18 protein-coding genes and 1 riboswitch are annotated in these 23,514 nt (G+C 47.9%); of the genes, 6 read left to right on the top strand and 12 right to left on the bottom strand.

Annotated features, from left to right (window positions below; all coding sequences use genetic code 11):
• Window positions 1–117: 117 nt before the first annotated feature.
• The 4 genes from DWW13_RS14890 to DWW13_RS20055 form a co-directional block, all read right to left on the bottom strand.
• Window positions 118–1,257 carry a type II toxin-antitoxin system HipA family toxin gene (locus tag DWW13_RS14890; RefSeq protein ID WP_117812988.1) on the bottom strand — a complete coding sequence of 380 codons (1,140 nt, stop codon included), beginning with the start codon at window positions 1,255–1,257 and terminating at the stop codon, window positions 118–120.
• Window positions 1,244–1,522 (bottom strand): helix-turn-helix domain-containing protein, encoded by a 279-nt coding sequence (locus DWW13_RS14895; protein ID WP_055227803.1) that lies wholly within the window; start codon window positions 1,520–1,522, stop codon window positions 1,244–1,246. The genes DWW13_RS14890 and DWW13_RS14895 overlap by 14 nt, the downstream gene beginning before the upstream one ends.
• A gap of 358 nt (window positions 1,523–1,880) precedes the next feature.
• Window positions 1,881–2,273, bottom strand: a complete 393-nt coding sequence (locus tag DWW13_RS14900) for a VOC family protein (RefSeq protein WP_055227805.1) — start codon at window positions 2,271–2,273, stop codon at window positions 1,881–1,883.
• Window positions 2,264–2,437, bottom strand: a complete 174-nt coding sequence (locus DWW13_RS20055; RefSeq protein WP_308054139.1) for a DUF6783 domain-containing protein — start codon at window positions 2,435–2,437, stop codon at window positions 2,264–2,266. Before DWW13_RS20055 ends, DWW13_RS14900 begins: the two co-directional genes overlap by 10 nt.
• On the opposite strand from DWW13_RS20055, the gene DWW13_RS20060 reads away from it, so the two are divergent.
• Complete coding sequence (locus DWW13_RS20060) at window positions 2,357–2,569, top strand: DUF6783 domain-containing protein (protein ID WP_306665944.1); 213 nt, start codon at window positions 2,357–2,359, stop codon at window positions 2,567–2,569. The genes DWW13_RS20055 and DWW13_RS20060 overlap by 81 nt on opposite strands.
• Before the next feature lie 39 nt (window positions 2,570–2,608).
• On the opposite strand, the gene DWW13_RS14910 is transcribed toward DWW13_RS20060, so the two are convergent.
• The 4 genes from DWW13_RS14910 to DWW13_RS14925 form a co-directional block, all read right to left on the bottom strand.
• Window positions 2,609–5,629 carry a YfhO family protein gene (locus DWW13_RS14910; RefSeq protein ID WP_118720466.1) on the bottom strand — a complete coding sequence of 1,007 codons (3,021 nt, stop codon included), beginning with the start codon at window positions 5,627–5,629 and terminating at the stop codon, window positions 2,609–2,611.
• Window positions 5,626–6,717 (bottom strand): glycosyltransferase family 2 protein, encoded by a 1,092-nt coding sequence (locus tag DWW13_RS14915; RefSeq protein ID WP_082424926.1) that lies wholly within the window; start codon window positions 6,715–6,717, stop codon window positions 5,626–5,628. Before DWW13_RS14915 ends, DWW13_RS14910 begins: the two co-directional genes overlap by 4 nt.
• A 90-nt stretch (window positions 6,718–6,807) precedes the next feature.
• Window positions 6,808–8,568, bottom strand: coding sequence for a sensor histidine kinase (locus tag DWW13_RS14920; protein WP_118720468.1), 1,761 nt, complete (start codon window positions 8,566–8,568; stop codon window positions 6,808–6,810).
• Complete coding sequence (locus DWW13_RS14925; RefSeq protein WP_118595913.1) at window positions 8,534–9,247, bottom strand: response regulator transcription factor; 714 nt, start codon at window positions 9,245–9,247, stop codon at window positions 8,534–8,536. Before DWW13_RS14925 ends, DWW13_RS14920 begins: the two co-directional genes overlap by 35 nt.
• A 363-nt stretch (window positions 9,248–9,610) precedes the next feature.
• Between DWW13_RS14925 and DWW13_RS14930 the strand changes: the two genes are divergently transcribed.
• The 5 genes from DWW13_RS14930 to DWW13_RS14950 all read left to right on the top strand — a co-directional run bounded on the left by DWW13_RS14930 (window position 9,611) and on the right by DWW13_RS14950 (window position 17,471).
• Window positions 9,611–10,546, top strand: a complete 936-nt coding sequence (locus DWW13_RS14930) for an ABC transporter permease (RefSeq protein WP_226906422.1) — start codon at window positions 9,611–9,613, stop codon at window positions 10,544–10,546.
• 12 nt (window positions 10,547–10,558) lie between these two features.
• Window positions 10,559–11,422: a carbohydrate ABC transporter permease gene (locus DWW13_RS14935; RefSeq protein ID WP_117812981.1), complete on the top strand. Its 864-nt coding sequence runs from the start codon at window positions 10,559–10,561 to the stop codon at window positions 11,420–11,422.
• A gap of 102 nt (window positions 11,423–11,524) precedes the next feature.
• Window positions 11,525–13,243: an extracellular solute-binding protein gene (locus DWW13_RS14940; RefSeq protein ID WP_055266893.1), complete on the top strand. Its 1,719-nt coding sequence runs from the start codon at window positions 11,525–11,527 to the stop codon at window positions 13,241–13,243.
• Between the two features lie 203 nt (window positions 13,244–13,446).
• Entirely contained in the window at window positions 13,447–16,410 is a 2,964-nt protein-coding gene (locus DWW13_RS14945; protein WP_118720470.1) for a beta-glucosidase, read from the top strand.
• A 78-nt stretch (window positions 16,411–16,488) separates the two neighbouring features.
• Window positions 16,489–16,617, top strand: a riboswitch (FMN riboswitch).
• A 212-nt stretch (window positions 16,618–16,829) separates the two neighbouring features.
• Window positions 16,830–17,471 (top strand): ECF transporter S component, encoded by a 642-nt coding sequence (locus DWW13_RS14950; RefSeq protein WP_022461231.1) that lies wholly within the window; start codon window positions 16,830–16,832, stop codon window positions 17,469–17,471.
• 288 nt (window positions 17,472–17,759) lie between these two features.
• Here DWW13_RS14950 and DWW13_RS14960 read toward each other — a convergent pair whose 3' ends face one another.
• The 4 genes from DWW13_RS14960 to DWW13_RS14975 form a co-directional block, all read right to left on the bottom strand.
• A complete protein-coding gene (locus DWW13_RS14960) occupies window positions 17,760–19,481 on the bottom strand; it encodes a putative ABC transporter permease subunit (protein WP_055227821.1) in 1,722 nt (573 codons plus the stop codon).
• The gene (locus tag DWW13_RS14965) at window positions 19,474–20,199 is read right to left on the bottom strand and encodes an ABC transporter ATP-binding protein (RefSeq protein ID WP_055221955.1); all 726 of its coding nucleotides are present in this window, start codon (window positions 20,197–20,199) and stop codon (window positions 19,474–19,476) included. Before DWW13_RS14965 ends, DWW13_RS14960 begins: the two co-directional genes overlap by 8 nt.
• Before the next feature lie 380 nt (window positions 20,200–20,579).
• On the bottom strand, window positions 20,580–21,887 hold the full coding sequence (locus tag DWW13_RS14970) for an alpha-L-fucosidase (RefSeq protein ID WP_117510370.1): 1,308 nt from the start codon (window positions 21,885–21,887) through the stop codon (window positions 20,580–20,582).
• A gap of 117 nt (window positions 21,888–22,004) precedes the next feature.
• Entirely contained in the window at window positions 22,005–23,375 is a 1,371-nt protein-coding gene (locus DWW13_RS14975; RefSeq protein ID WP_117510371.1) for an MATE family efflux transporter, read from the bottom strand.
• Between the last annotated feature and the right edge of the window lie 139 nt (window positions 23,376–23,514).

A 23,514-nucleotide genomic window follows, 5' to 3' on the forward strand; every position in this document is an offset into this window, starting at 1 on the left:
TTTATATTTTTTCAATTGTCTACTTGACGGGGAGCGGTTCAGTTCATTTGTCTGGCAACTCTTTTTTATTTAACTGTTAATAACTTGCTGTTTAAAATTTTTTGAATGCAAAGAGAATCACTTACCCAAAAGATATTCTTCCAACATTTCCTTTACTTTTTTCTCAATTTCGTCTATGATCTCTTCACACCTTGTCTTTTTCATCCCTGCACCAGTTCCTACCGCCAGTAACTCTTTTCTGCCTGGATTTCTTCCATTTCCATCTACTGACGTAGTATGTTCGCCATAATACGTATTACTGTAAGTAAGATCATATGCCGGACTTAAATGCCATTTATCTTCGTCTGCTTCGTACAAATACGTGAAGTTCTTCGAATGATCATCTCTGTTATGTGCAAAAACATTGAAACACATTCGGCGGAACATATTTTCAACATCTTCATCGCAATTGCGTGTCATGATTTTTGTCAGTTTCATTAATCCATGATAGTCCAGACTTGGCTGCTCAAAATCCAATTCCAGAATTGCAGCTGTCGTCAACATGTGCACTTTCTTTTTCCCTTTCAAACAGTTTCTCCTGTCAAACCTTTTAGTTCCAAAATATCCTTTACATTTTTCTGATGGAAACAATCTCGTTTCACTCATCATAATTCCGCAGGCCTTGGCACAGCAGGAATAGTCATATTCCATTTTTCCTGCATCTTTTCCGTCCACATGCGCTGGAAATTTGATAATCCATTCTTCATTATCAATGGGTGTCATGATTTTAGGTCTTGCTCCGCCGATGGTACCTCCCAGCAGATACAATTCGTCCAGTTTATCCGAATACTCTGTATTCAGTATCTTTTGACACTCTTCCGCCAGTTTGTCCAGATCTGCACTGCTCTGCTCCTCTGGAAAATTCTTTTCCGGGTGATATGTCAACGCTCCCATCCCCGATGTGCCCACAATCGCCAGACGATCCAGTACGGTCAGTTCATCCGGATTTTGTTTATGTGCCCGTAACAGGCGATCCAACAGTAATCTGCCCCAATGATCTGGAAGACTGTCCGCAAAAACCCCAAATAATCCTTCAAAATGATCCTTAACTGGAACAAATACCTGTTTTTGCAAAGGCAATGAAAATGGGTTGATCGAAAATCCGGTTTCCAGCCATTCATCACTGTACTGAAATGCCACTTTGTGGTCTGCCGTCATAGCTAATGTTCCCACCGTTTGATCCTCATAACACACCTGCAGTACTTTATCTTGTTTCATTGATAACCTCCTGAATATCTTTATACGGTACCTGCGTGAAAATATTTCTGAGCTCATCTGCAAGATCCAGTGCGATTGCAATTTTCGTTAAAGATAACAGGGAAATTTGTCCTGTCGTTTCGAATCTTTTGATTGAGCCGTAACTCACTCCGCTTATAGATGCTAATTTTTCCTGCGTAATTGAACGTCTCTTTCTGATTTTTCTCACTCGCTGCGCAAGTTTTTGATCCAGTTCTTCCGGAGTTTCCCATATAAATTGTTCCATTTTTTCCCCTTCTTGTTACAGATTATATGTTATCTAAAATATCCTGTTTTTATTCAAAACAGATTATATATTATCTATTCTATTTTACCACTCACGTGCAGAAAGCACAATGATTTCCTGCCCTGTTTCCATAAAAACTCCACCCCGTTTTTGTAACTGCAGATAAATTTTGCATCTCCTTTACTCTATAGGGATAATTTGCGCTTTTTTGACTATCCGGTAGTATTTGTTTCAGAGTAAGTAAAAAAGCCTCTGCCGGGCAAAAATTTTGCTTTCCGGCAGAGGCTTTGCTGGTCAAACGGATATTCATGCAAGCATGATTCGCGATTTTTCTTCCATTTCGCATGGCTTGGAATCGTTACAAATACTGGCTGAATTCCACTTTTTCTTTATTTGGTCCTTCGATCGTGAAGAAACGGACGCCATTTTCCCAGAACGGAAGGAAATGTACTTCATCCTGCGTCGTATTCAGACCGGCCCCGGTAATCATTTCGTGAACCTTTTCAATATTCTTTACGTCAATCGCCACATGGTCGATTGCTCCGGGTTTCAGTGCTGCAGCTTTGTTTTCGTACGTTTCGATCACAAGTGTTCCAAGCTTTAAGAATGCCACTTTCTCATCCGCCGCCTCATTTACGGTGCGGAATGCAATTTCAAATCCAAGCTTTTCATAAAACGCAATCGTCATCTCAATATCGTTGGTCGGAATACCGACATGCTGGATTCCATTTAACTGCTCTCTTAATTCCATTTCTTATCCCCCAGTCTTTTTTCTACCTGTGCCAGATCCGGCATGGCCGGAATAGAGCGTGTCTGAAAAAGGCTTTTCGTGAGCTGCGAGTCCCAGTTCGTGGGAGATTTTATCCGAATAAGGGCGGCGTAGCGGGCTACGGCAACCGAATGAGGGTAAAATATACCGCAAAGTGGAGCTTGCAGATTGCGGAAATGATTTTTCAGACACGCTCTAGCACCTTTTTTCTCCACACAAAGGCTTGCAACGGCGTTTCCAAAACGGGCAAACGCTGCCAGTTCTTCCTGCGGCTGTAAAGATATGCTCCATTCCACCAAGTGTCACTACAACTATTTTTACACTCTGATGATATAATATTTCCGCTGTTTTTGCAACATTTTGCTCTCTCCTGCCCGTTCGCTGCCGTTTTGCTGTTTCTTTTTTTCACAGATCACAAGGATGAGTGCCAGCATTCCTCCCATCAGGCTGCACCAACTGCCAGCCGTCCGTCCGGGCGCATGGTACACAAGAACAATTTTGTGCTCGCCTGATGGGATTTTTGCGCCGAGAAATGCCGTGTTTGCGCGGAACAGCAGTGTTTCTTTCCCATCCACTTTCAGCACAAAATTTTCATCGTATGGAATGCTGGTGATGAGGTATCCGTCTCTTTCCGCGGAAACCACGCCTGTGATGCCATCGCCGCCGTATGTTGCTGTTGTTCCGCCAATCAGGGTAACCGCCTGACTGTACAGCTGCTCCGTTTTTTCCAACGGCTGTGCCATACCAGTCCATGTCTCAAAATTTTTCAGGATATAATGGCCTTTTCCCATCCGAATGAATACGGTTCCATCTTCTTTCATCGTTACAAGATAGTTAAACTGTGTATTCCCATTGGCATACGTATGGTTGATGCCGGTCAGGCGGTTGGTCTGGCCGTTGATGCGGATAAACATATCATGACTCGCTTTCTGATTCTCCACCTCGAAAGAAACGGCGAGCAGCGTTGCTCCCTCTGCGGCACCCGGCAGCGTTGCTGAGACGGTCACGGATTTTTTCGTCTCAATCTCATATCCGTCCGCTGTCTTCTGAATGCGCAGATCTTCCTGATCGGTCTCTGGAATTTCAAGGTTTACTTTCTGAAAACAACTGTGAAACAGGGGTCCTACAGAACCATTCTTTGTATCTGAATCTGCAGCGGCTCTGAAATTATCCACAGATTTCGCCGATTTTTCCTGATCCGGGATTGCCGCTGTTGTCTTCCGCATTTCCTGATCCGGGATCACGGCTGCCGTCTCCAGTATTTCCTGGTTCTGCGGATAAGGTAATGATTTGTATTCCGTCTCGGAAACCACCTGGTCTGTCACGTAGGCAACCGGCGCTGCGGATATGGCACGATAAACCTGAAAGTCCCCGTAATCCCGGTACAGTTCATACCCCTCCGGCCGTGTTTCTGCCAGAATATATTTCACTCCCATGAACTGCCAGAACAGCGGATCATCGGAAACCGTCTGCATCATGCGGTTGCGGAAGGCTTCATTAATCCCATACGTCTCGTCCCGGAATTTCTTATATTCTGCATTGTATGCCGAGGAATAAATCGTCGAAACATTCTGTCCAATATCCCATATCCGGTTGACGTTCGCAAGGTTCTGTCCGCCGTCTCCATACTGCTCCATACGGTACCAGCCGGGATCCTCCGCACGGATCTCGCGGATTGCCGCTGCAATCTTGCTGTCCGTCAGAGCTTCATACGTTTTACGCGGGATCATCACATGCTTTTCCTGATTGATTGCTTTTCCGGCAAATGCAAGAATCACAGCACTAAAGACGAGCGGCAGAAACGGAAGCTCTCTGCCCCGCAGCCGTTTTTTTGCCGGAAACCACCGCCATGCCAGATAGCACGCAGTCACACAAATCACATCCAGTATGCCGAGATGCCAGTATGGTTCAAAGTATGTCTCTTGCTTTGCATTCCACATCAGAATCAGAACTATGAGGTACGGAAGCAATTCTCGCAGCTCTGTCATGACTTTGCGCTTAAAATTCCCGGTGCTTCGATTTTTTCCACACTCCCGCTTCCGGACAAGCTGGTTTTCCACATAAAGCCCGACTTCTGCACAGAGGACCGGAAGAAACGGGATGAATACTTTATCTTTGCTGTACAGGCCGCCGTTCAGCAGATAGCCGAACAGGGGAATACAAAAGAATACCAGCAAAAGGAAGGACAACAGTTTCTCACGCAACCGGCTCTTTCCGATCGCTCTGCCCAAAAGCGCCACCCCCGCAAATGCGGAGAGGCCAATGCCGTACGGCGTGTAGCAGAGACGCAGGATCAGAAACTGCGGTTTCCACATCGCCGGATCGGTAAAAAGTCCTGCGATGCCGCCCGCTGCGGTGCCGCGTCCGCCCTCGCCGCTGCTGCCGAACAGGGCGGCAGCCGATGGGATCAGCAGAATACCGGAAAGAAGGATTCCTGCGAGGACCGGAAGCGCAAAGCGGATTGCTGCGCCAAAAAAGCTCCGCAAACCCGCCAAAGCTTCAACTGTTCCTGAAGATTTTTCACCTGCCCTCTGCTTTTTCTCTGCCCCGGCCTTTTGATTCCGCGACACTTTTCGATTCTCCTGTTCCGCTTCATACGCAGCATTTTCTGTACCGCATTTCAAATACTCCGTCACCGCATACGCCGTGAGCGCAAGCAGCCCGCCGACCGAAAAATAAAAGCTGGTCAGAATCATCCCAAGAACGGAAAGAATCAGCAGACCGCTCTTTCTCTTCTGAAAATGGCGGTCCACGCCCAGCAGAGCCAGCAGCAGAAACGGCATATAATTGACAAACATAAGCTGATTATAGGAATGATATAGAAGTGCGGTAGAACACGTAAAGAAAAGTGATGTAAAAAGACAGTTGCCGTAATGCAGACCCTTTTTGCTGATCCATCGATAAAAAAGCACTGCATCCGCCGCATACAGCAGCGCGGAGGAACCCATCACCCACAGGTCCATCGGGATGAACGGGAAAAGGTAGGATAACAGCATGGTCGGACTCAGCAGTCCGTAGTAGGCAAAACGGTAAATATTCTGACCTCCTCCCAGATTCCATGCGAAATCCGGGAAGAGGTTTCCGGTCGCGTAAAACCGCTTTCGGAAGTAATCGGCAAGGGTGCTGTGCTGGCTGATCCAGTCAATCGAGGAGCCGAATACGCCGTATTGCAGGACGAACAGCCGGCACAAAAGCAAAGAAAAGAAAAACAGACCAGCCGCCGTAAAATCCTTTCCGGTAAGACCTTCCAAAAAGCCGTTCCGCCGTCCTTTCGGCTGACCTTTCTTTTTCCGTGATTTCCCCGGCTCTCTTATTTCCTTTAAGATTTCCTTTTTCATGCCCGGATTTCTCCTCTTTCAGAAGCATGGCGTTTGTCGGCATACTCTGGAAAATACACATTTTTCTTTTCTGCCGTATGGGCATCTTTTCTTCTCTTTGCAGCACTCTCCTGCTTTTTCACCGGCTGCACACTGTGCATCTTGACCGTCTCTTCACTCGTCTCCTTTAAAAGATAGATCGGACGGTGCTTTGTTTCAAGATATGTCTTGGAAAGATAAATGCCTACAATGCCCGTGCAGAAAAGCTGTACACCGCTCACCAGAAAAAGGATGCATGCCATCGACGGCCAGCCCGCAACGGGATCGCCGAACAGCAACGTTCTTACGATAATGAACACGATCAGAATCATCGAAATCAGGAAAAAGAGCACGCCCATGACGGATGCGAGTGACAGCGGGGCTACGGAAAAACCTGTGATGCCGTCGATTGAGTACGCAAGGAGCTTTCGAAGTGGCCACTTTGATGTTCCGGCGCAGCGATCCTCATGCTCAAATTCCAGCCATTCTGTGTGAAAGCCGACCCATCCGAAAATTCCTTTGGAAAAGCGGTTGTACTCACTCATTTCCAGCACGGCATCCACCATTTTGCGGCTCATCAGGCGGTAGTCCCTTGCACCGCTTACGATCTCTGTTTTGGAAAGGCGGTTTATCACACTGTAGAAGGCATTTGATAAGAAGGATTTGATTTTTCCCTCGCCCTCCCGCGAGCTCCGGCGTGCCGCCACACAGTCACAGGTACCGCTCTGCAGCATCGCGTACATTTTCGGAAGAAGGAACGGCGGATCCTGAAGGTCGACATCCATCACCGTTACGTAATCGCCTTTAGCCGCCTGCAGTCCGGCGTACATGGCTGCCTCTTTTCCGAAATTTCTCGAAAACGAGAGGTAACGGCAGCGCATATCCTTCTGCGCAAGCCGGCGCATCTCAAACAGACTGTGATCCTTCGAGCCGTCGTCAACAAAGATCAGCTCGAACTGAACCTTCTGCTGTTCTTCCATCTCATTCATCTGACGTACCATCGTCTCGTAGTAAACCGGAATTGCTTCCTCTTCGTTGTAGCATGGTATGATAATACTGATTGTCTCCATTTTTTTCCTCCTGGGGATTACATACTCTCTCAGAATCCTTCTGCAGATCCTTCCTGCTGCAATCCCGCTTCTGTCTCATTCTTATGCAAGTCAGGTTTTTGTGGCTGTTTCTCCCGCTGCAGAATCCTCGCCTGCCTCCGGGAAACGCAGGATGACTTTAAACAGATCGCCGTCTGCCGCAAGCTCCATGCGGCCGCCCATGTTGGCCGTGTAGCTTGATGCAATCGCAAGGCCAAGGCCGTGCCCCTCGCTCGTCCGTGATTCGTCGCCGCGCACAAAGCGTTCCATCATTTCCTCCGCTTCAAAATTCATCTCATAGGCGGAAATGTTTTTCATCGTCACGAAAATCTCCCCGTTTTCCTTCCCTGCGTCAATGTAAACTCTCGTTCCGCAAAGGCTGTATTTCAGGATATTTTCCACGAGATTCTGTATCACGCGGTACATTTTCCCATTATCCCCAAGGAACGGAAGCGGCTCATCTCCGAGCGCCGTGCGAAACGACAGATTGCTCTGCGCAATCGCATCGTCCATATCGGCGAGGGTCTGCTCGATCAACCGTTTCATATCCATTTTTTCCATCTGGAATTTTTCGGTTCCGCTTGTCGATTTGGAGAGCTCGAAGAGGCTTTGGATCATCTCCTTTAGCTGTTCCTGTTTCACAGAAATCACTTCGACGTAATCCTGTGCCGCCGGTGTCAGATCCTCTTTTTTCAGAAGATCCGTATAGCCGACCATCGAGGTGAGCGGTGTTTTCAGATCGTGCGATACATTGGTAATCAGGTCAATTTTGAGACGCTCCGCCTGCATCTGTTTTTCTACGCTCTTCTGCATAGCGCTCTCAATATTTTCCAGCTCTGCAAATGCCGGATACAGCAGAGATTTTTCGGATATTTCATGGATCCGGCTTTCCATGCTGCCTTCTGCCATCGTATGGATCTGTTCCATCAAAAGACCCATCTCCCGGTTCAGGCGACTGCGGTATGTTTTCCAGGCAAACAGAATTAAAATCAGCGTGGTCAGCCCAAGAAGAATGACAAACAGTACCTCGCCATCCATTCCGTTTATCAGTCCGGTGATCATGGTAATCACGATTAGAAGTTCCGCAATCAGTGCCACACGGAACGGCCATTTACTCTGACCGGCAAGCTGCCGTTCCAGGCTGGTCCGATCTCTGTAACGCTTCCTTTCTCTGCAAAAAAAGGACATTTCTCTCAGTTGTTTCTTTTCATAGCGACAGACAAGAATGCCGGCACTGAGAAGGAAAACGCCACAGATTCCAAAAAACAGAAGACCTGTCTGCACACACTCTATTACAGTACCCCATTCGGCAACAATGCGGTATCTGGCATAGCTGTGCCGGAGCGGCTGAAGCCATCCGAAAAAAGCAAATCCTCCGACAAGAACCAGAAGCTCATTTGGCACCTTTTCGGATTTTTTCAGAAACAGCTGCTCTTTCTCTGCTTCCGCAGCGGCTCTTGCCTCAAACTGCATCTGCCGGGATTTTTCTATTTCATCTGTCTCGGACTTATCTGCGGCTGCCCCTTCGCTGCTTTTTGCTGTTTTTCCCGCTTTTTCCGGTTCACTGCCGGCAAAAGCAGTCATTTTCGAGTTCCCGGTATTTTTTCGGAATTTCCATACCAGATACAAGGCTGCGGCTATGCCCAAAACGCCGACTACCGTCACTCCAATGCCGATACCCCATTCGATGTTGCGCCACATTCCCCATTCGAATTCACTGGCCCATTTCCGCAGAAGCTTTCCGCACAAAATCAGTACCATAGAAAGATCGAGAAGCATCCACAGCAGGATGCGTTTTTCAGTCTCCGTTAATTTTTTCAATTTTGTATCCAATTCCCCACACCACCTTTAAATATTTTGGATTTTTCGGCGTAATTTCGATTTTCTCACGAATGCGCCGGATATGAACCATGACGGTATTTTCTACGCTGTAAGCATCCTCCTGCCAGACCTGGCTGTAGATTTCTTCGGCTGAGAATACATAGCCGGGATGCTCCATCAGAAGCTCCATAATTTTGTACTCGGTTGCGGTCAGGCGAACAGGTTCACCGTCCACCAGGAGTTCTTTGGTGTTTCGGTTCAGCAGCAGACCGCCGTTTTTCAGGATATCCTGGCTTTGTGTGGTTCCGTTTGCGGCGCCTAAGGAGAAGTAACGGCGGAGCTGGGATTTAACACGGGCCATGAGTTCGGCGGTATTATACGGCTTTGTCACGTAATCATCGGCGCCCATCGAAAGTCCGATGACTTTATCGCTCTCTTCGGTTTTCGCGGAAAGCATGATAATCGGGATGTTGTTTTTTTCTCTTATTTTCATCAGGGCGGAAAGGCCGTTCATTTTGGGCATCATGACATCGAGCAGGATCAGATGGATCTGTTCGGTCATGAGGATGTCGAGTGCCTCCATGCCGTTGTAGGCTTTTTTTACCCTGTAGCCTTCCAGTTCTAATAGTTTGCCGAGAGATCTTACGATTTCCCGGTCGTCGTCTACGACTAATATGTTGTATTGGCTCATCTCGTTTTTCCCCTCTTGGTTCTATGGTGTTTATCATAGCAGAGAAAACGGAGATTATTTGGATAAAAAACTGACATTTTTCTTAAAATGTAATCCCCCATTACGTTTTCCTGCTTTTTTTACAAAAAAAACACTGATTGGTAGAATTGTAAGCTGGTGTAAAAAATAAAAACAAACGCATATAAATTAGTAAAAATGCCTGCCATAGCAACTGAAAATGTGGAAAAAGATAAAAAAAGTCAATATAAGTGGACAAAATACACAATATCAAACGGGGATTTTATTTGATATGATGTAAATATCACAAATAATCAAAGAAAATGCGTAATAAAAACGCACAAAACAACGGAAAGGATGGGGAGTATGGCGAAGGAAAAAATGAAAAAGAAAAAAGGAGAGAAAATTACCCCTGCAATCTTGTGGAAACAGCGTTGGCTGCTTGTGATGTCAGTACCATTTGTAATCTGGCTGATTATCTTCAAGTACATTCCGCTGTGGGGATGGACCATGGCATTTCAGGAGGTAAAACCTGCGACATTTGCACTTCCGATCTGGGAGAGAACCTGGGTTGGATTTCAAAATTTTACAGATGCATTCAAAGACCGTCTGTTCACACAGACATTAATCAACACATTGGGAGTAAGCTTCCTTGACATCGCGGTTGGAACGATCGCAGCAATCGCATTTGCGGTTCTTCTGAACGAGATGTTCTTTATGAAGTTCAAAAAAGTAACGCAGACCATTTCTTATCTGCCGCACTTTGTATCCTGGGTTATTATTGCAAGTATTGCAAAGAATATTTTCAACGACGGCGGTGTTGTTGACAGTATCTTCGGCAAGAACCTGCACCTGATGAGTTCCAACTCACCGCTTATCTGGGTAACCATTATCCTGATTAACTGCTGGAAAGAGGTTGGCTGGAACGCAATTATTTATCTGTCCGCCATGGCAGGTATTGATCCTGGTCTTTACGAGGCCGCTGATATGGACGGTGCAAGCCGTCTGCAGAAGATCTGGCACATCACTCTGCCGGGTATCCGACCGACCATCATCGTACTGCTGATTATGAGTATCGGTGGCGCCCTGAACGTAGGTATGGAGCGTCAGATGCTTCTTAGTAACCCGCTGGTTGAGGATCACACGATGGTACTTTCCTGGTTCTCTTATAAGAGAGGTATCGGAAACAGCAACTACGGTCTTGGTACCGCAATCGGTGTATTCCAGTCTGCAGTCAGCGTTACCCTGCTGCTGATCGCCAATAAGATTGCCGGTCTGGTAGGCGAAGATAAACTTATGTAGGAGGACGCGAATATGAACAAGAAAGCAAAAAAATTTGACTACGTACTGGCGGTAATCTTCGTATTCCTCGTCATCATCACCATTTATCCGTTCCTGAACGTACTGGCGATTTCGTTCAACGATTCTACGGATACCATTAAGAATGTAAACTTCATCATTCCGAGAAAGTTTACATTAAGCAACTATAAATATGTATTTAAAGACGGCGGCATTGCAATGCCGGCTGTGATTTCTGTAGCAAGAACCATCATCGGAACAATCGTAGGTATTGTATGTACCTCGATGGTTGCTTACACATTAAGCCGCAGAGACTTCGTACTCCGCAAACCATTTCAGCTTCTGTTCGTTGTTACCATGTATGTCGGTGGCGGAATGATTCCGGAATACCTTCTGATTATCCGTACCTTAAAGCTGGGCAATAACTTCATGGTATACATTCTGCCTGGTCTGATGTGGGTTTATAATATGATTCTGGTCCGCTCTTATATCGACGGACTGCCGATGGCTCTGCAGGAGGCAGCAAAGCTCGACGGAGCAAACGATTTTCAGATCTGGTATAAAGTCGTTATGCCGCTTTGCAAACCGGTTATCGCAACCGTAGGTCTGTACTATGCAGTAGGACAGTGGAACTCCTTCATGGATACTTACCTGTATGCGAAAAAACTCCCGACTCTGCAGTACAAACTGTATGAGATTATGAACCAGGCGACCATGAAAATGGACGTTCATGCAGGAACCAATGTACAGACGGCCGTAACACCAATGTCCGTACGTATGGCCGTAACGATTGTAGCAACTGTGCCGATCGTTATTGTATATCCGTTCCTTCAGAAATACTTTATCGGCGGTATGACACTTGGTTCTGTTAAAGACTGATAAAAAACAGTATTAAAAAATTTTTAGAAAAAGATGATGTTTATTCCTGCCAGGCGAAAGAAAGAGTGCAGGATGACATAAACCATTTTAAGGAGGGCTTTTATGAAAAGAAAAGTAGTATCACTCATGTTAGTATCTGCTATGGTGGCCGGAATGCTCGCAGGATGCGGTTCCGACAGTGGCAGCAGCAAGGGAGGGTCCAGCACAGAGACTGGATCAGCGGCAGAGGCAAGTTCTTCAGGCGAGACAGCAGATGATGCAGATGACAAATCTCCGATTACCTTTGAGTATTTTAACGCTGATGGTAAAAACGGCAACTGGGATAACCCGGTAGCAAAAGCAATCACAGAGGCAACAGGCGTTACACTTGATGTTTCCTATCCGGTAGCATCCCAGGGTGATGCAAAAGAAGATGTTGCGCTGATGATCGCAAATGATGAGTATCCGGACATGATTTATGCAAAAGGCTCAGCAACGGATTTGTATCAGGCAGGCGCGCTGATTGATATGACAGACCTGATTGAAAAATATGGTCCAAACATCAAAAAAATGTACGGAGCAGAGATGGAAAAACTGAAATGGAGCCAGGATGATCCTGGAATCTATCAGCTTTCCTACGCAGGTGTAAACCAGAAAACCCTGACAACAGGCGGAAGCTGCCAGATTCAGTGGGCTGCATTAAAAGAGAACGATTATAAATATCCGAAGACACTGGATGAGTATGAAAAAATGATCAAGAGCTATCTTGCAGCACATCCAAAAACAGAAGATGGTCTGGATATGATCGGTATCACCATGAGTGCTTCTGACTGGCACTGGATGATTACCCTTGGAAACCCGGCAGGACTGATCGCTGATGCATCCCCGGATAATGGACAGTGGATCATTGACGACGAGTACAACGTACATTACAAACATGTAACAGATGAAGAGAAAGAATACTTCAAATGGCTGTGCCGTATGTACAACGAAGGTATCCTGGATCCGAACTTTGCAACGCAGACAGATGATGACTATATTGCAAAAGTTGCCAGCGGCCGTGTTGTTGCCATCACCGATGCTGAGTGGCATTACAGCCAGTGCGAAGCTACTCTGGTAGCAGACGGAAAAGTAGATCAGACTTATGTTGGACTTCCTGTAACCTTAAGAGAAGATCAGGTAGAAAAAGCCCTTCTGTATCAGGGAACTACCGTTGGCTGGGGTATTGGAATTACCAAGAGCTGTGAAGATCCGGTTCGTGCCATCAAATTCCTTGACTATCTGTGCTCCGATGAAGGACAGATCCTGTATCACTGGGGTATCGAAGGCGAGAACTACTTCCTCGATGATGACGGACAGCCATATCGTACCGATGAAGAAGTTGCAAAAGCTCAGTCTGATCCGGATTATGCAAAGAATACCGGTATTGACAACTACACTGGATTCCCGATCTACGGAACAGGTTCCTACTCTGAAGACGGATTCCCATACACTCCAACTACCAAAGAGTCTGTTATTGCAAACTACAATACAGCAGAAAAAGAAGGATGCGAAGCGATGGGATTTGAGATGCTGACCGACATGTTTGCACAGCCGGAAGAGTTCGATCTTCTTCCATACTCTGCACTGTGGGCATATCAGCAGCCACAGGAACTTGCTGAGAAACAGACTATTCTGGATGAAATTGCATGGCCAGGACTGGTTAAGTGCGTAACTGGTACAGAAGATGAGTTTGATGCAAACTGGGAGAGCATGGTACAGGAGCTGACAGACAATGGTCTGGCAGATGCAGAAGAAGCTATGACAGAGTTCCTTGCTACCAAACTTGTTGATGTAGAGTAAGTAAAGCAAAAACATAAAAACATAAGGTTTTGCCGTTGAACGGAAGGCGGCACAAAAACATGGTCTGATATTATTAAATGTCAGGCCATGTTTTAAAATACAGCGACAGTAATGGGAAATGTGAAACATTGTAAAAAGATAACAGTATATGGAAAATCTGCAAACAATTTCATGAGACAAAATCATCGGGAGGTTTTTGAAAAATGACAGAAAAGAAGGAGTTTCAGGTAAACAAAAACACACCGTTCTGGGATGCATCACTGACGGATCAGGAAAGAATCGACTGGCTGTTAAAAGAAATGACGGTCGAAGAAAAACTGAGATACCTCGCCAGCTCTTCGCCGGATCTGCCACGCCTTGGCATTCCCGGCGTATCGGTAGGCGGTGAGGCGGCACACGGCGTTGAGGGAAGAAACGATCAGAACGGACTTGGAAAACCGGATGTGACAACATCTTTCCCACAGCCGATTGGTATGAGCGCATCGTGGGATCCGGAGCTGATCAAAAAGGCCGGTGAAGTGACCGGAACAGAAGCACGCGTTGTATGGCACCGTCACCAGGGCCATGGACTCAGCAGATGGGCTCCGACCGTTGATCTTGAGCGCGATCCGAGATGGGGAAGAAACGAAGAAGGTTACGGAGAGGATCCTGTGCTGACCGGAAAAATGGCCGGTGCTTATATCCGGGGAATGCAGGGTGATGATCCGAAGTATCTGCGCTGTGCAGCAACCTTAAAGCATTTCTATGGAAACAACACAGAGGTCGGCCGCGGATGGAAAAATTCTTCCATTGACCCGCGGAACAAATATGAGCTGTATCTGGAGCCATTCCGCAGATGTATTGAGGATGGCGGCGCAGAGGGCATTATGACGGCATATAACAAGATCAACGGAACGATCGGTATCCTGAATCCGGAAGTGACCGATATTCTGAAAAAACAGTACGGTCTCCGTCACGTTGTCAGCGACGGCGGTGCGATGGGACTTGTCGTGAATCTGCATCACTATTTCGGACAGCATGCGGAGACGATCGCAACGGCGCTGAAAGCCGGTGTGGATGCCATGTCTGACGATCCGCGTATGGTAGAGCAGGCGGCACGCGAGGCATATGAGCTTGGCATTCTGAAAGAAGAGGATATGGACCGCTCTATTCGCTGTATGATGGAGACGAAGCTTCGTCTCGGCGTTTATGATCGGGAAAATCTGAATCCGTATGACCGTGTGACCGAGGACGATATCGATTCCCCGAAGGCACGTGAAATCTGTAAAGAGCTGAGCCGCGAATCGATCGTACTTCTGAAAAATGAGAACGGAGCGCTGCCACTTGACAAAGCCCTGAAAGCAGAAGATATTGCCATTGTCGGACCGCTTGGTGATGCATGGTATCAGGACTGGTACGGCGGAACGGCACCATACCGCACAACCTTCCTGCAGGGGATGGAAGTACTGAAGCAGGAGAACATTACATTCGCGGATGGTCTGGATCGCGTTGTTTTCCGCTGTGATGGAAAAGGTCTTGCCGTAGCAGAAGACGGAACACTTCAGATGGCAGATGAGCCAGATGTGTTTATCAAGGAATACTGGGGTGAGGGAAGCTATACGTTCAAGAGTGTCCGTACCGGAAAATACCTCGGTGCAAGACTCTCAGAGTCGCAGGGAGAAAAGCCGAAAATGGGACAGATTGCGGCAGACCGGGAGGAAGCCTTCGACTGGTTCGTGATGGAGATTTTCCACGTGGAGCCGCAGGAGGATGGCAGCGTTGTGCTGACCAACCGTTTCCATTACCCGGTTTATAAGGATGCAGAGGGATTTTTCTCCTTCGAGCAGACGGAGGGAATTCCGATTACGATGGAGGTTGTCGAAAACGGAATTGAAAAAGCAGTTGCTGCAGTCCGGGGCAAAAAGCAGGTTTTACTTGCGCTCGGCTGTAACTCCGTGATCAATGCGAAAGAGGAGATCGACCGCAACACACTGGAGCTGCCAGAGGAGCAGGAGATGCTGCTTGACCGGATCGCAGAGGTCAATCCGAATACCGTTCTGGTGCTGTTTACGAATTATCCGTACACACTTCAGAAAGCGATGGAAAAACTGCCGGCGATCATCATGTCTGCAACGGGAAGCCAGGATATGGGAAGCGCAATGGCAGAGGCTGTGCTTGGAATCTATGCACCGGCCGGCCGTCTGAATATGACCTGGTATGAGAGTATCGATCAGCTGCCGGACATTGACGATTACGACATCATCAAAGGAAAAAGAACGTACCGCTATTTCGACGGGAAGGTATTGTATCCATTCGGCTATGGCCTGACGTATACCACATTTGCGTATGAGAACTATAAGGTTTCCTTAAAAGACGACCGCCTGCTGCAGATTTCCCTCGATGTAAAGAACACCGGCGATACCGCAAGCGACGAGGTTGTCCAGATCTACGGTTCCGCTCTGGAATCCTGCGTAAAGAAACCAATCTGCCAGCTGCTTGATTTTGTCCGTGTGAAAAACATTGCCCCGGGCGAGACGAGACACATCGCACTGGAAATCCCGGTGGAGGAGCTTCGCTTCTACGATGTCATCAGCCGCAGACTGATGGTAGAAGAAGGAACGTATGAAATCTATGCGGGCGCATCCTGCAAGGATAAAGCCGTTTCCGCAGAAATCTTTATTCCGGGCGGAAAAAGGGGAGTACGCGATCTGAGTGCATTTACCGCGGCAGACCACTACGATGATTACGAGAACATGTATCTGACGGAAGGCCACTTCAATTTCAAGGCAGTCCGCGTGCAGGATGAGACGAAAGAAGGTGTTCTCGTTTACCGTGACTGTGATCTTTCCGATGCTGCTGTTCTGGCGCTTCATGTGAAGAGTGAACGCGGCGGCAGTGTGGAAGCCTTTGTGGACGGTGTTTCGATGGGAAGCTTTACCGGTGACACAAGAACCTGTGAGTTCCGCAGCGCCCCGAAACTGGACCGCTATGCGGAGGAAGAAGTAAAAGAGCGCAACCGGTACCGCGAGCCGGTTTATGAGGATGTTGAAATTTCCCTCGCAGACAGACCGCAGACGGACGGCGTATCTGAGATCCGTCTTGTCCTGAAGGGAGATATGCGGATCTGCTATCTGCGTGTGCTGAAAAATAAGAGCACAGGAAAAATTCAGATGGGCGTAGCAAACTAACCAGATCATGTATTGTCTGAAAAAAGTATTGACAAATTGTGTGAATATGAATAAAATATTCCTGTAAAAACAAAATACGGAGATCTTCAGGGCAGGGTGTGATTCCCTACTGGCGGTATAGTCCGCGACCCGCTGCGATATCAAACAGCGGCTGACTCGGTGCAACTCCGGGACCAACAGTTAAAGTCTGGATGAAAGAAGACGAAATAAAGTTTATTTGCATGGAAATATTTTTGGTGCCCTGAATTCAAGAAAAGGAATTCAGGGCACTTTTTTTCGCGGGCAACGAGCCAAAGTCCGTGCTTGCACGAGACCTTGGCGACTGCCGCGAAAACAAGTTCAAATTCGTGGAGCGTATTTGGACTCGTTACTTCCGGCAGAACCGGTCAAGATCTCCAGAAAAAAGGAGAAATGCAGTTATGAATGCACAGACAACAGCAAAACAGACATCAAAGATGTCGCAAATCGGAAAAACCCGTTACATGGTACAGGTGGCAATGCTCGGCGCCGCCGCAGTCGTATTGATGTTTTTTGACATCCCGCTTCCGTTTGCCCCGAGTTTCTACAAGATTGATTTAAGCGAAGTTCCGGTGCTGATCGGAGCCTTTGCGATGGGACCTCTTGCCGGAGCTGCGATTGAGCTGATTAAGATTCTGCTGAACCTTGTCATGAAAGGAAGTACCACCGCAGGTGTTGGCGAAGTAGCAAACTTCCTGATCGGCTGCGCGTATGTTATGCCGGCCGCATGGATCTACAAAACACAGAAAACAAAGAAAAATGCCATGATCGGTATGGCAGTCGGAACTGTATTTCTGGCAGCAGCCGGCGGTCTTCTGAACGCTTTTGTACTGCTTCCGGCTTATGCAGCAGCCTTTGGAATGCCGATGGATGCCCTTGTGGGAATGGGATCCGCAGTCAACAAAGCAATTACAAGCCTTCCGACCTTTGTTCTGTTTGCCGTTGTACCGTTTAATATCATCAAAGGTGTTGTGGTATCACTGGTAACCATGCTTCTGTACAAGCACATCAGCAGACTGCTGAAGGGTGAGGCGATGAATTAGTTCATCATTTCCGAAATCATTTTTGTAAACGGAGAATCCAATAAATACATTGTAGAGAGACGGACAAAATGCAGAGAGAAATCCTCTGTTTTTTGTCCGTCTTTTAAAATTTTCGGGGAATGGCGGCAATGGATTGCCCACACAGGTCTTTTAGTAGTACAATGAAGCATAATCGATAAAAGAAAATACACAGCGAAATTGGAAAGGAGCGCAAAAAAAAGAGATCCGCACATTGGCTGAAATCTCTTTTCTATCACATTTTAATATTGTTATTATGTCTCGAAACTGTTAAGCGCTTTCCAGATGTTCCATCACTTGAACGCCCCATTTAAAAAGGGCGGTTCGCATGGCGAAGGTCAGGACTGCGGTAAGCAGAATCATCACGCTCGTGGTGATGTGGATGTTGAGGTGAAGTTTTCCGTACAGCAGGTAGCCGGCTCCGATCAGGATTGCGCCGACGGTGAGGTCGATGAGGACGGAGATCAGGGAGCGGTTGTTGGATTTTATGGCGGCGGTTTCGTTTTCCCAGTTTAATTTCGGAAATGCAAGGTCAAAAAGGAGCTGTTCATAGTTGACGAACAGGGTAAATAAAACCGTGATCGCCGTGGTGTAAAGAAGGGTCGCCGGGTGCAGACCGAAGACGACAGCAATCATGTTGAGGACCAGAGCGTACGGCAAGGTGCCAAGGAGACTGATCAGGATGCCGCTTACCAGCATGGCACGAATCTGGTCGTGATAGCTCATCGGAATGCATTTCATATAGATGTATTCGCTGCCCTTTCGGGACATCGCTGTGGCGGAGATCACGCAGAACATGGACGTCATGACGGCGATTCCGGCGGCGGTAAGGACGGCAACTGCGACGGGCAGTTCCCCTTTCAGGAGGCGGAATATGGTGCCATCGGCAACAAGCCGGTTCCAAAGGCCAGTGGTTTTAGCCATGCCAAGGCTGGAAATGATTGAAATGAGGGCAATACCAAGCATGAAGACCGGCCAGATGAGAGGCATCAGAACACAATTCATGAACCAGGCCGGTGTGCGGTACAGTTTTTTCCATTCAATCATCGCGTAGGTGCGGACCGGATTTTTGCTTTTGACGGTTCGGGTCACTTCTTCTTTGGATAAAATGCGTTTTTCGCTGGTGGTCTCGCTCATGCCGAGGACAGCCGGGAGGTAGATTTTCCAGGCGAGGGCGAAAAAGACAGCAAGGATGACGGCGGTTGTAGCGATGTAGAGTATCATTTTGAGAAAGGATGCATCTGCAAGGCTTCCGGTCATCAGGGGCAGGTTCGGAAAAATGGTCCGGAAGGCGCGCAGAGTGCCCTTCTGGCTTTCCATCAGGTTCATGATATCCTGCATTTCAAAATTTCCGATACTGCGCGAAAATACGTTGATGCCAATCGCAAAAATCAGGGATGCGGCGAATCCGAGGTAGCTTAAGAAATCCTTGTTTCGGATATTTTTGAAAAGACGCATCACGAGCATCGTCAAAACTGCGGCGTAGACGAGCGGCACAACCGGGAAAATAAGGCAGGCGAGGATCATATTGATCCAGTAAAAAATGCCCATTTTGGCGCTGATCCCGTACCCTAACAGAAACGGAAAGAACAGCAGTACAATAAGATAGTATTCGTTCAGCAGACAGCAGAAGCCTTTCGCACCGACAATCTGCGCCGGGGTAAACGGCAGCGGCAAAAGCTTTACGAGGTCAGAGTCCATGTAATACTCGCTCAGAAACAGCGGCAGGCCATAGAAGAAAATGACCATCATGCCAATGGCACAGACGAACTCGATCAGCAGGGTTTCCAGCCCGAGCGGCTGCAGGAAGGTATAGCCGGAATATCCCAGAAGAAACAGTAAGACCGACACGGGAAGGAGGCAGACACCAAGCAGAAGGTATACAACGATACGTCCTCCGTCCGAAAATGCTTTCTTTTTTCCGCTCTTCTGATTGCTTTTTCCTGGTCCGCTTTTCAGAAGGAAACGGGTGAGAATCCATAAGTTACGCATGTTCGGTGATCTCCAGAAAGATATTTTCAAGTGTCTGATCCGGATAGGCCGCTTTTAATTCTTCCAGGGTACCCAGGTATACCTGGCGGCCGTGATGGATAATGGCGATGCGGTCGCAGAGTTTTTCCGCTACTTCCAGCACATGGGTGGAAAACAGCACGGCGTTTCCGGCATCGGCGTGTTCACGCATCATCTGTTTGAGCTCGTGCGCGGAGCGCGGGTCAAGGCCGGTCAGCGGCTCATCGAGAATCCAGACCGGCGGCTTGTGGATCAGTGCGCCCATCACCATGATTTTCTGACGCATGCCATGCGAGTAGCTCATGATACGGCTCGAAAGGTTCTCTTCCATCTCAAAGCGTTTTGCGGTTTCTTCGATAAAACGCTGACGTTCTTCCGTTCCGACACCGTAGATATCTGCCATGAAATTCAGGTATTCAATTCCCCTGACGCGAAGAAACGCATCCGGGTCATCGGGCACAAAGCCGAACTGGCGCTTGGCTTCGAGCGGATCCTTCTGAATATCTTTTCCATTGATTTCAATCGTTCCTTCGGACGGCGCAAGGATACCGGTGATCATTTTTAATGTTGTCGTTTTCCCGGCTCCGTTTGGGCCGATAAATCCGGTGATCTTTCCATCTTCGATATCCCAGGAAAGATCATCGACGGCTTTTTTGCTTCCATCGCCGTAAATTTTGCTGACGTGGTTCAGACGAATCATGTTTTATTCCCCCTCTTTTTTTCTTGTAAAACGAAACTGTGATTCTCTTGCTTCGTTTCTAAAAACAGACTGCCCTTTTCTCACTCCGAAAGCTCTTATCCTTCCCTGCGCAGGAAAAGGAGTCAGGCGGATCTTCGCAATCCGCTTCGCTACTTGCTTGATTCGGTTAAATTTCGAAGCACGGACTGTGATCTTGTGTTTTTTTCAGTATGCATTCTTCTGCCAGAACTGTCAATCAGCGGAACGAAAAATACAGAATTTTGTAAGAACTTGTAAGACTTTTAGAGCGTGTCTGAAAAAAAAGATACCGCAAAGTGAAGCCTGCAGATTGCGGAAATGCTTTTTCAGACACGCTCCAGGATCAAATCCGATTTTACCCTCTACTTTTTCAGAATCACATCGATGACTGTATCGACTCCATCCGGCAATACTGGGTCTTCGCCGAGATCGGCGAATGCCATGGTCGGATAATCGCTGTGTACCCAGCTTGTGGAAACCGGGATTTCCGCGCCGGTTGCGACGTAGCGGATCGCCTGGATTTCTTCTTTTTTCACGCCGGGCAGCGGCAACGGCCCAACGGTATTTTCATAGACATGAAAATACAGATGGTTTCCGTGGCGCGTCACACGGCCAAAGTCCGGTTTCTCAATACCGGCTTTTCCGCAGCCGTAAATGCTCTCTCCGTTTTTCTTCATCCACTTTCCAATCTCAGCCAGCCGTTCGATCGACTCCTCCGGGATATTTCCCCTGGCGTCCGGGCCGACGTTCAAAAGCAGGTTTCCACCCTTCGATACACACTCGACCAGCTTTTTGATCAGCATCGGTGCCGGTTTGAAGAAGTGGTCATTGGCACAATAGCCCCAGTGATTGTTCATCGTAACGCAGGATTCCCAGGCGATATCGTTTCCATTTACATCCTGGATGCCATTCGGCGGAATCATCTGCTCCGGGCTCACAAAGTCGCCGTGGTACGGGGTCGGATTTCCGGCCGCCAGAGAACCGTAGCCCTCTCCGCTCACCTCGAGACGGTTGTCGATGATGACATCCGGCTGGAGCTTCCGCACCATATTGATCAGCTCCGTCGCTTTCCATGCTTCGCCGCGCAGCGTATCGTAGGAAAAGTCAAACCACAGCACATCGAGCTTTCCGTAGTTTGTGCAGATCTCGCGTACCTGATTGTGCATGTAGGTCAGGTAGCGGTCGAAATCGCGGTCATCGTTTTTGTATGCCGGGTTGTTCCGCATCGGGTGGTTCCGGTCACCGTAATGTGGGAAATCGTCGTGGAACCAGTCGAGCAGGGAGAAATACAAACCAACCTTCAGTCCTTCTGCGCGGACGGCATCAACGTACTCTGCAACGAGGTCGCGGCCGCATTTCGTGTTGGTGGATTTGAAATCGGTATACTGGCTGTCGAAGAGGCAGAATCCATCGTGATGCTTGGCAGTCAGAACCACGTATTTCATACCGGCCTCTTTCGCCGCCTTGGCCCATTTCCGCGGCTCGAAATCAACCGGATTGAACTCCTCAAAATATTTCATGTAATCTTCTTTTGGAATCTGCTCGGTACTCCGCACCCATTCTCCGCGCGCCGGGATGGCATAAAGCCCCCAGTGGATAAACATGCCGAAACGGGCGTCGCGGTACCACTCCATCCGCCTGTCATAGGCTTCTCTGTCAAATTTGTACATCGTTTTGCTTCCTCCTGTTTTAGTTTTATATTGGTAATGATTCAGAGTACCATTTCGCATGGCTCTGAATCGTTACGTCAAGCGGATATTCGCAATCCGCTTCGCTGCTTGATTCGATTAAATCTTAATTTTCACCCATTTTCCCTGTTTAAAGCGGATCGTTGCAAAGATAAACCGTGACATCTGATCCGCCAGCACGCCGAACCAGATTCCGACGATGCCAAGCCCCAGCGTGTAACCGCCGAGATACGAAACGATCGTACGAATAAATGTAACGCTGATCATAGATGCAACTGCCGTATAGAGCGTATCTCCCGCACCGCGCAGGCATCCCATGTAAATAACCTGACAGATCTGGAAAATGACGACGAAGATAATGACATGGATGATGCTGACACCGATTTCAATGATATGCTGTTCTTCAAAAAACAGGCTGTACAGCCATCTTCCGCCGAAAAGATAAATGGCAACGAGGCATACTGCGATGCCCGCGCCGATCAGACGGCACGTTCTGCCGTACTCTTTCGCAAGATCCGGCTTTTTTGCGCCAAGGCTCCGGCCGATCAGTGCAACCGCTGCGGACTGGAGGCCATCGCCGAACGCAAACGAAAGCGACATAATATTCATGCCGACCTGGTGTGCCGCCATCGCATCGGTTCCCTGTTTGGCCGCCATGATCGCCGTCATCATAAAGCCGATCCGCATGAAAACCTGCTCGAAAAACACACTGTACCCGACCCTGACCAGGCTGATGAACGCTGCAATCGTCGGTTTAATTTTGTTCTTCAGAATATAGCCAAGATTCAGGAATCCGTCTTGCTTTGTGATGGAAAGGATGCTCATCACACATCCGACAACCGTTCCTGTGACGGTTGCCAGTGCCGCACCCTGAATGCCGAGTGCCGGGAACCCGAAATGGCCGTTGATCAGAAGATAATTCAGAATAATATTAATCGTATTTGATGTTACATTTGTGCGCATCGTGATTTTTGTATTGCCCGCACCGCGCTGTGCCGAGTTGATCCCCATCTGGATACAGTTAAAAATCATACCGCCCATGATGATACGGAAATATGTTACTGCGCCGTTATGCGTCTCCGCCGTTGAGCCGCACAGATGGATGATCGGACTTGCAAACGCCACAAATCCAACACTGAATGCAGCTGCCGCAAGGATAATAAATACAAGCGCAGTTACCAGAGTCTCATTCGCCGCACTCTGTCTTTGTTCCCCTCGCCGCCGCGCAACAAGGGCGGAAATCGACACATTCAGTGCAAAGAAAAACGCCAGGCCAAGCAGCTTCGGCTGTGTCGTCAGGCCGACCGCGGCAACTGCGTAAGAGCCAAGCGAGCTTACCATCAGCGAATCCACAAGACCCGCAAATGCAATAAAAAACGACTCCACGATCGCCGGCCACGCCATGTTGACGGCGGTCTGGAATGTGTCTTTGTGGTATTTCCCCTGTAACTTGTTTCCTAAGTACCCCATTTCTTTTCCTCTCTTTCGTCCCAATACCAATTTCTATTTTACTTTGTTTTAACAGAAGGGTCAATACGGTACCGGCAGAAAAAAGCCAGCCGTAAAAGCAAAATTCTTTTCGCTTTTTGTGGCTGGCTTTTCTTTTATC

This window comes from Blautia sp. AF14-40, assembly GCF_003479665.1.
Classification (GTDB): domain Bacteria; phylum Bacillota; class Clostridia; order Lachnospirales; family Lachnospiraceae; genus Fusicatenibacter; species Fusicatenibacter saccharivorans.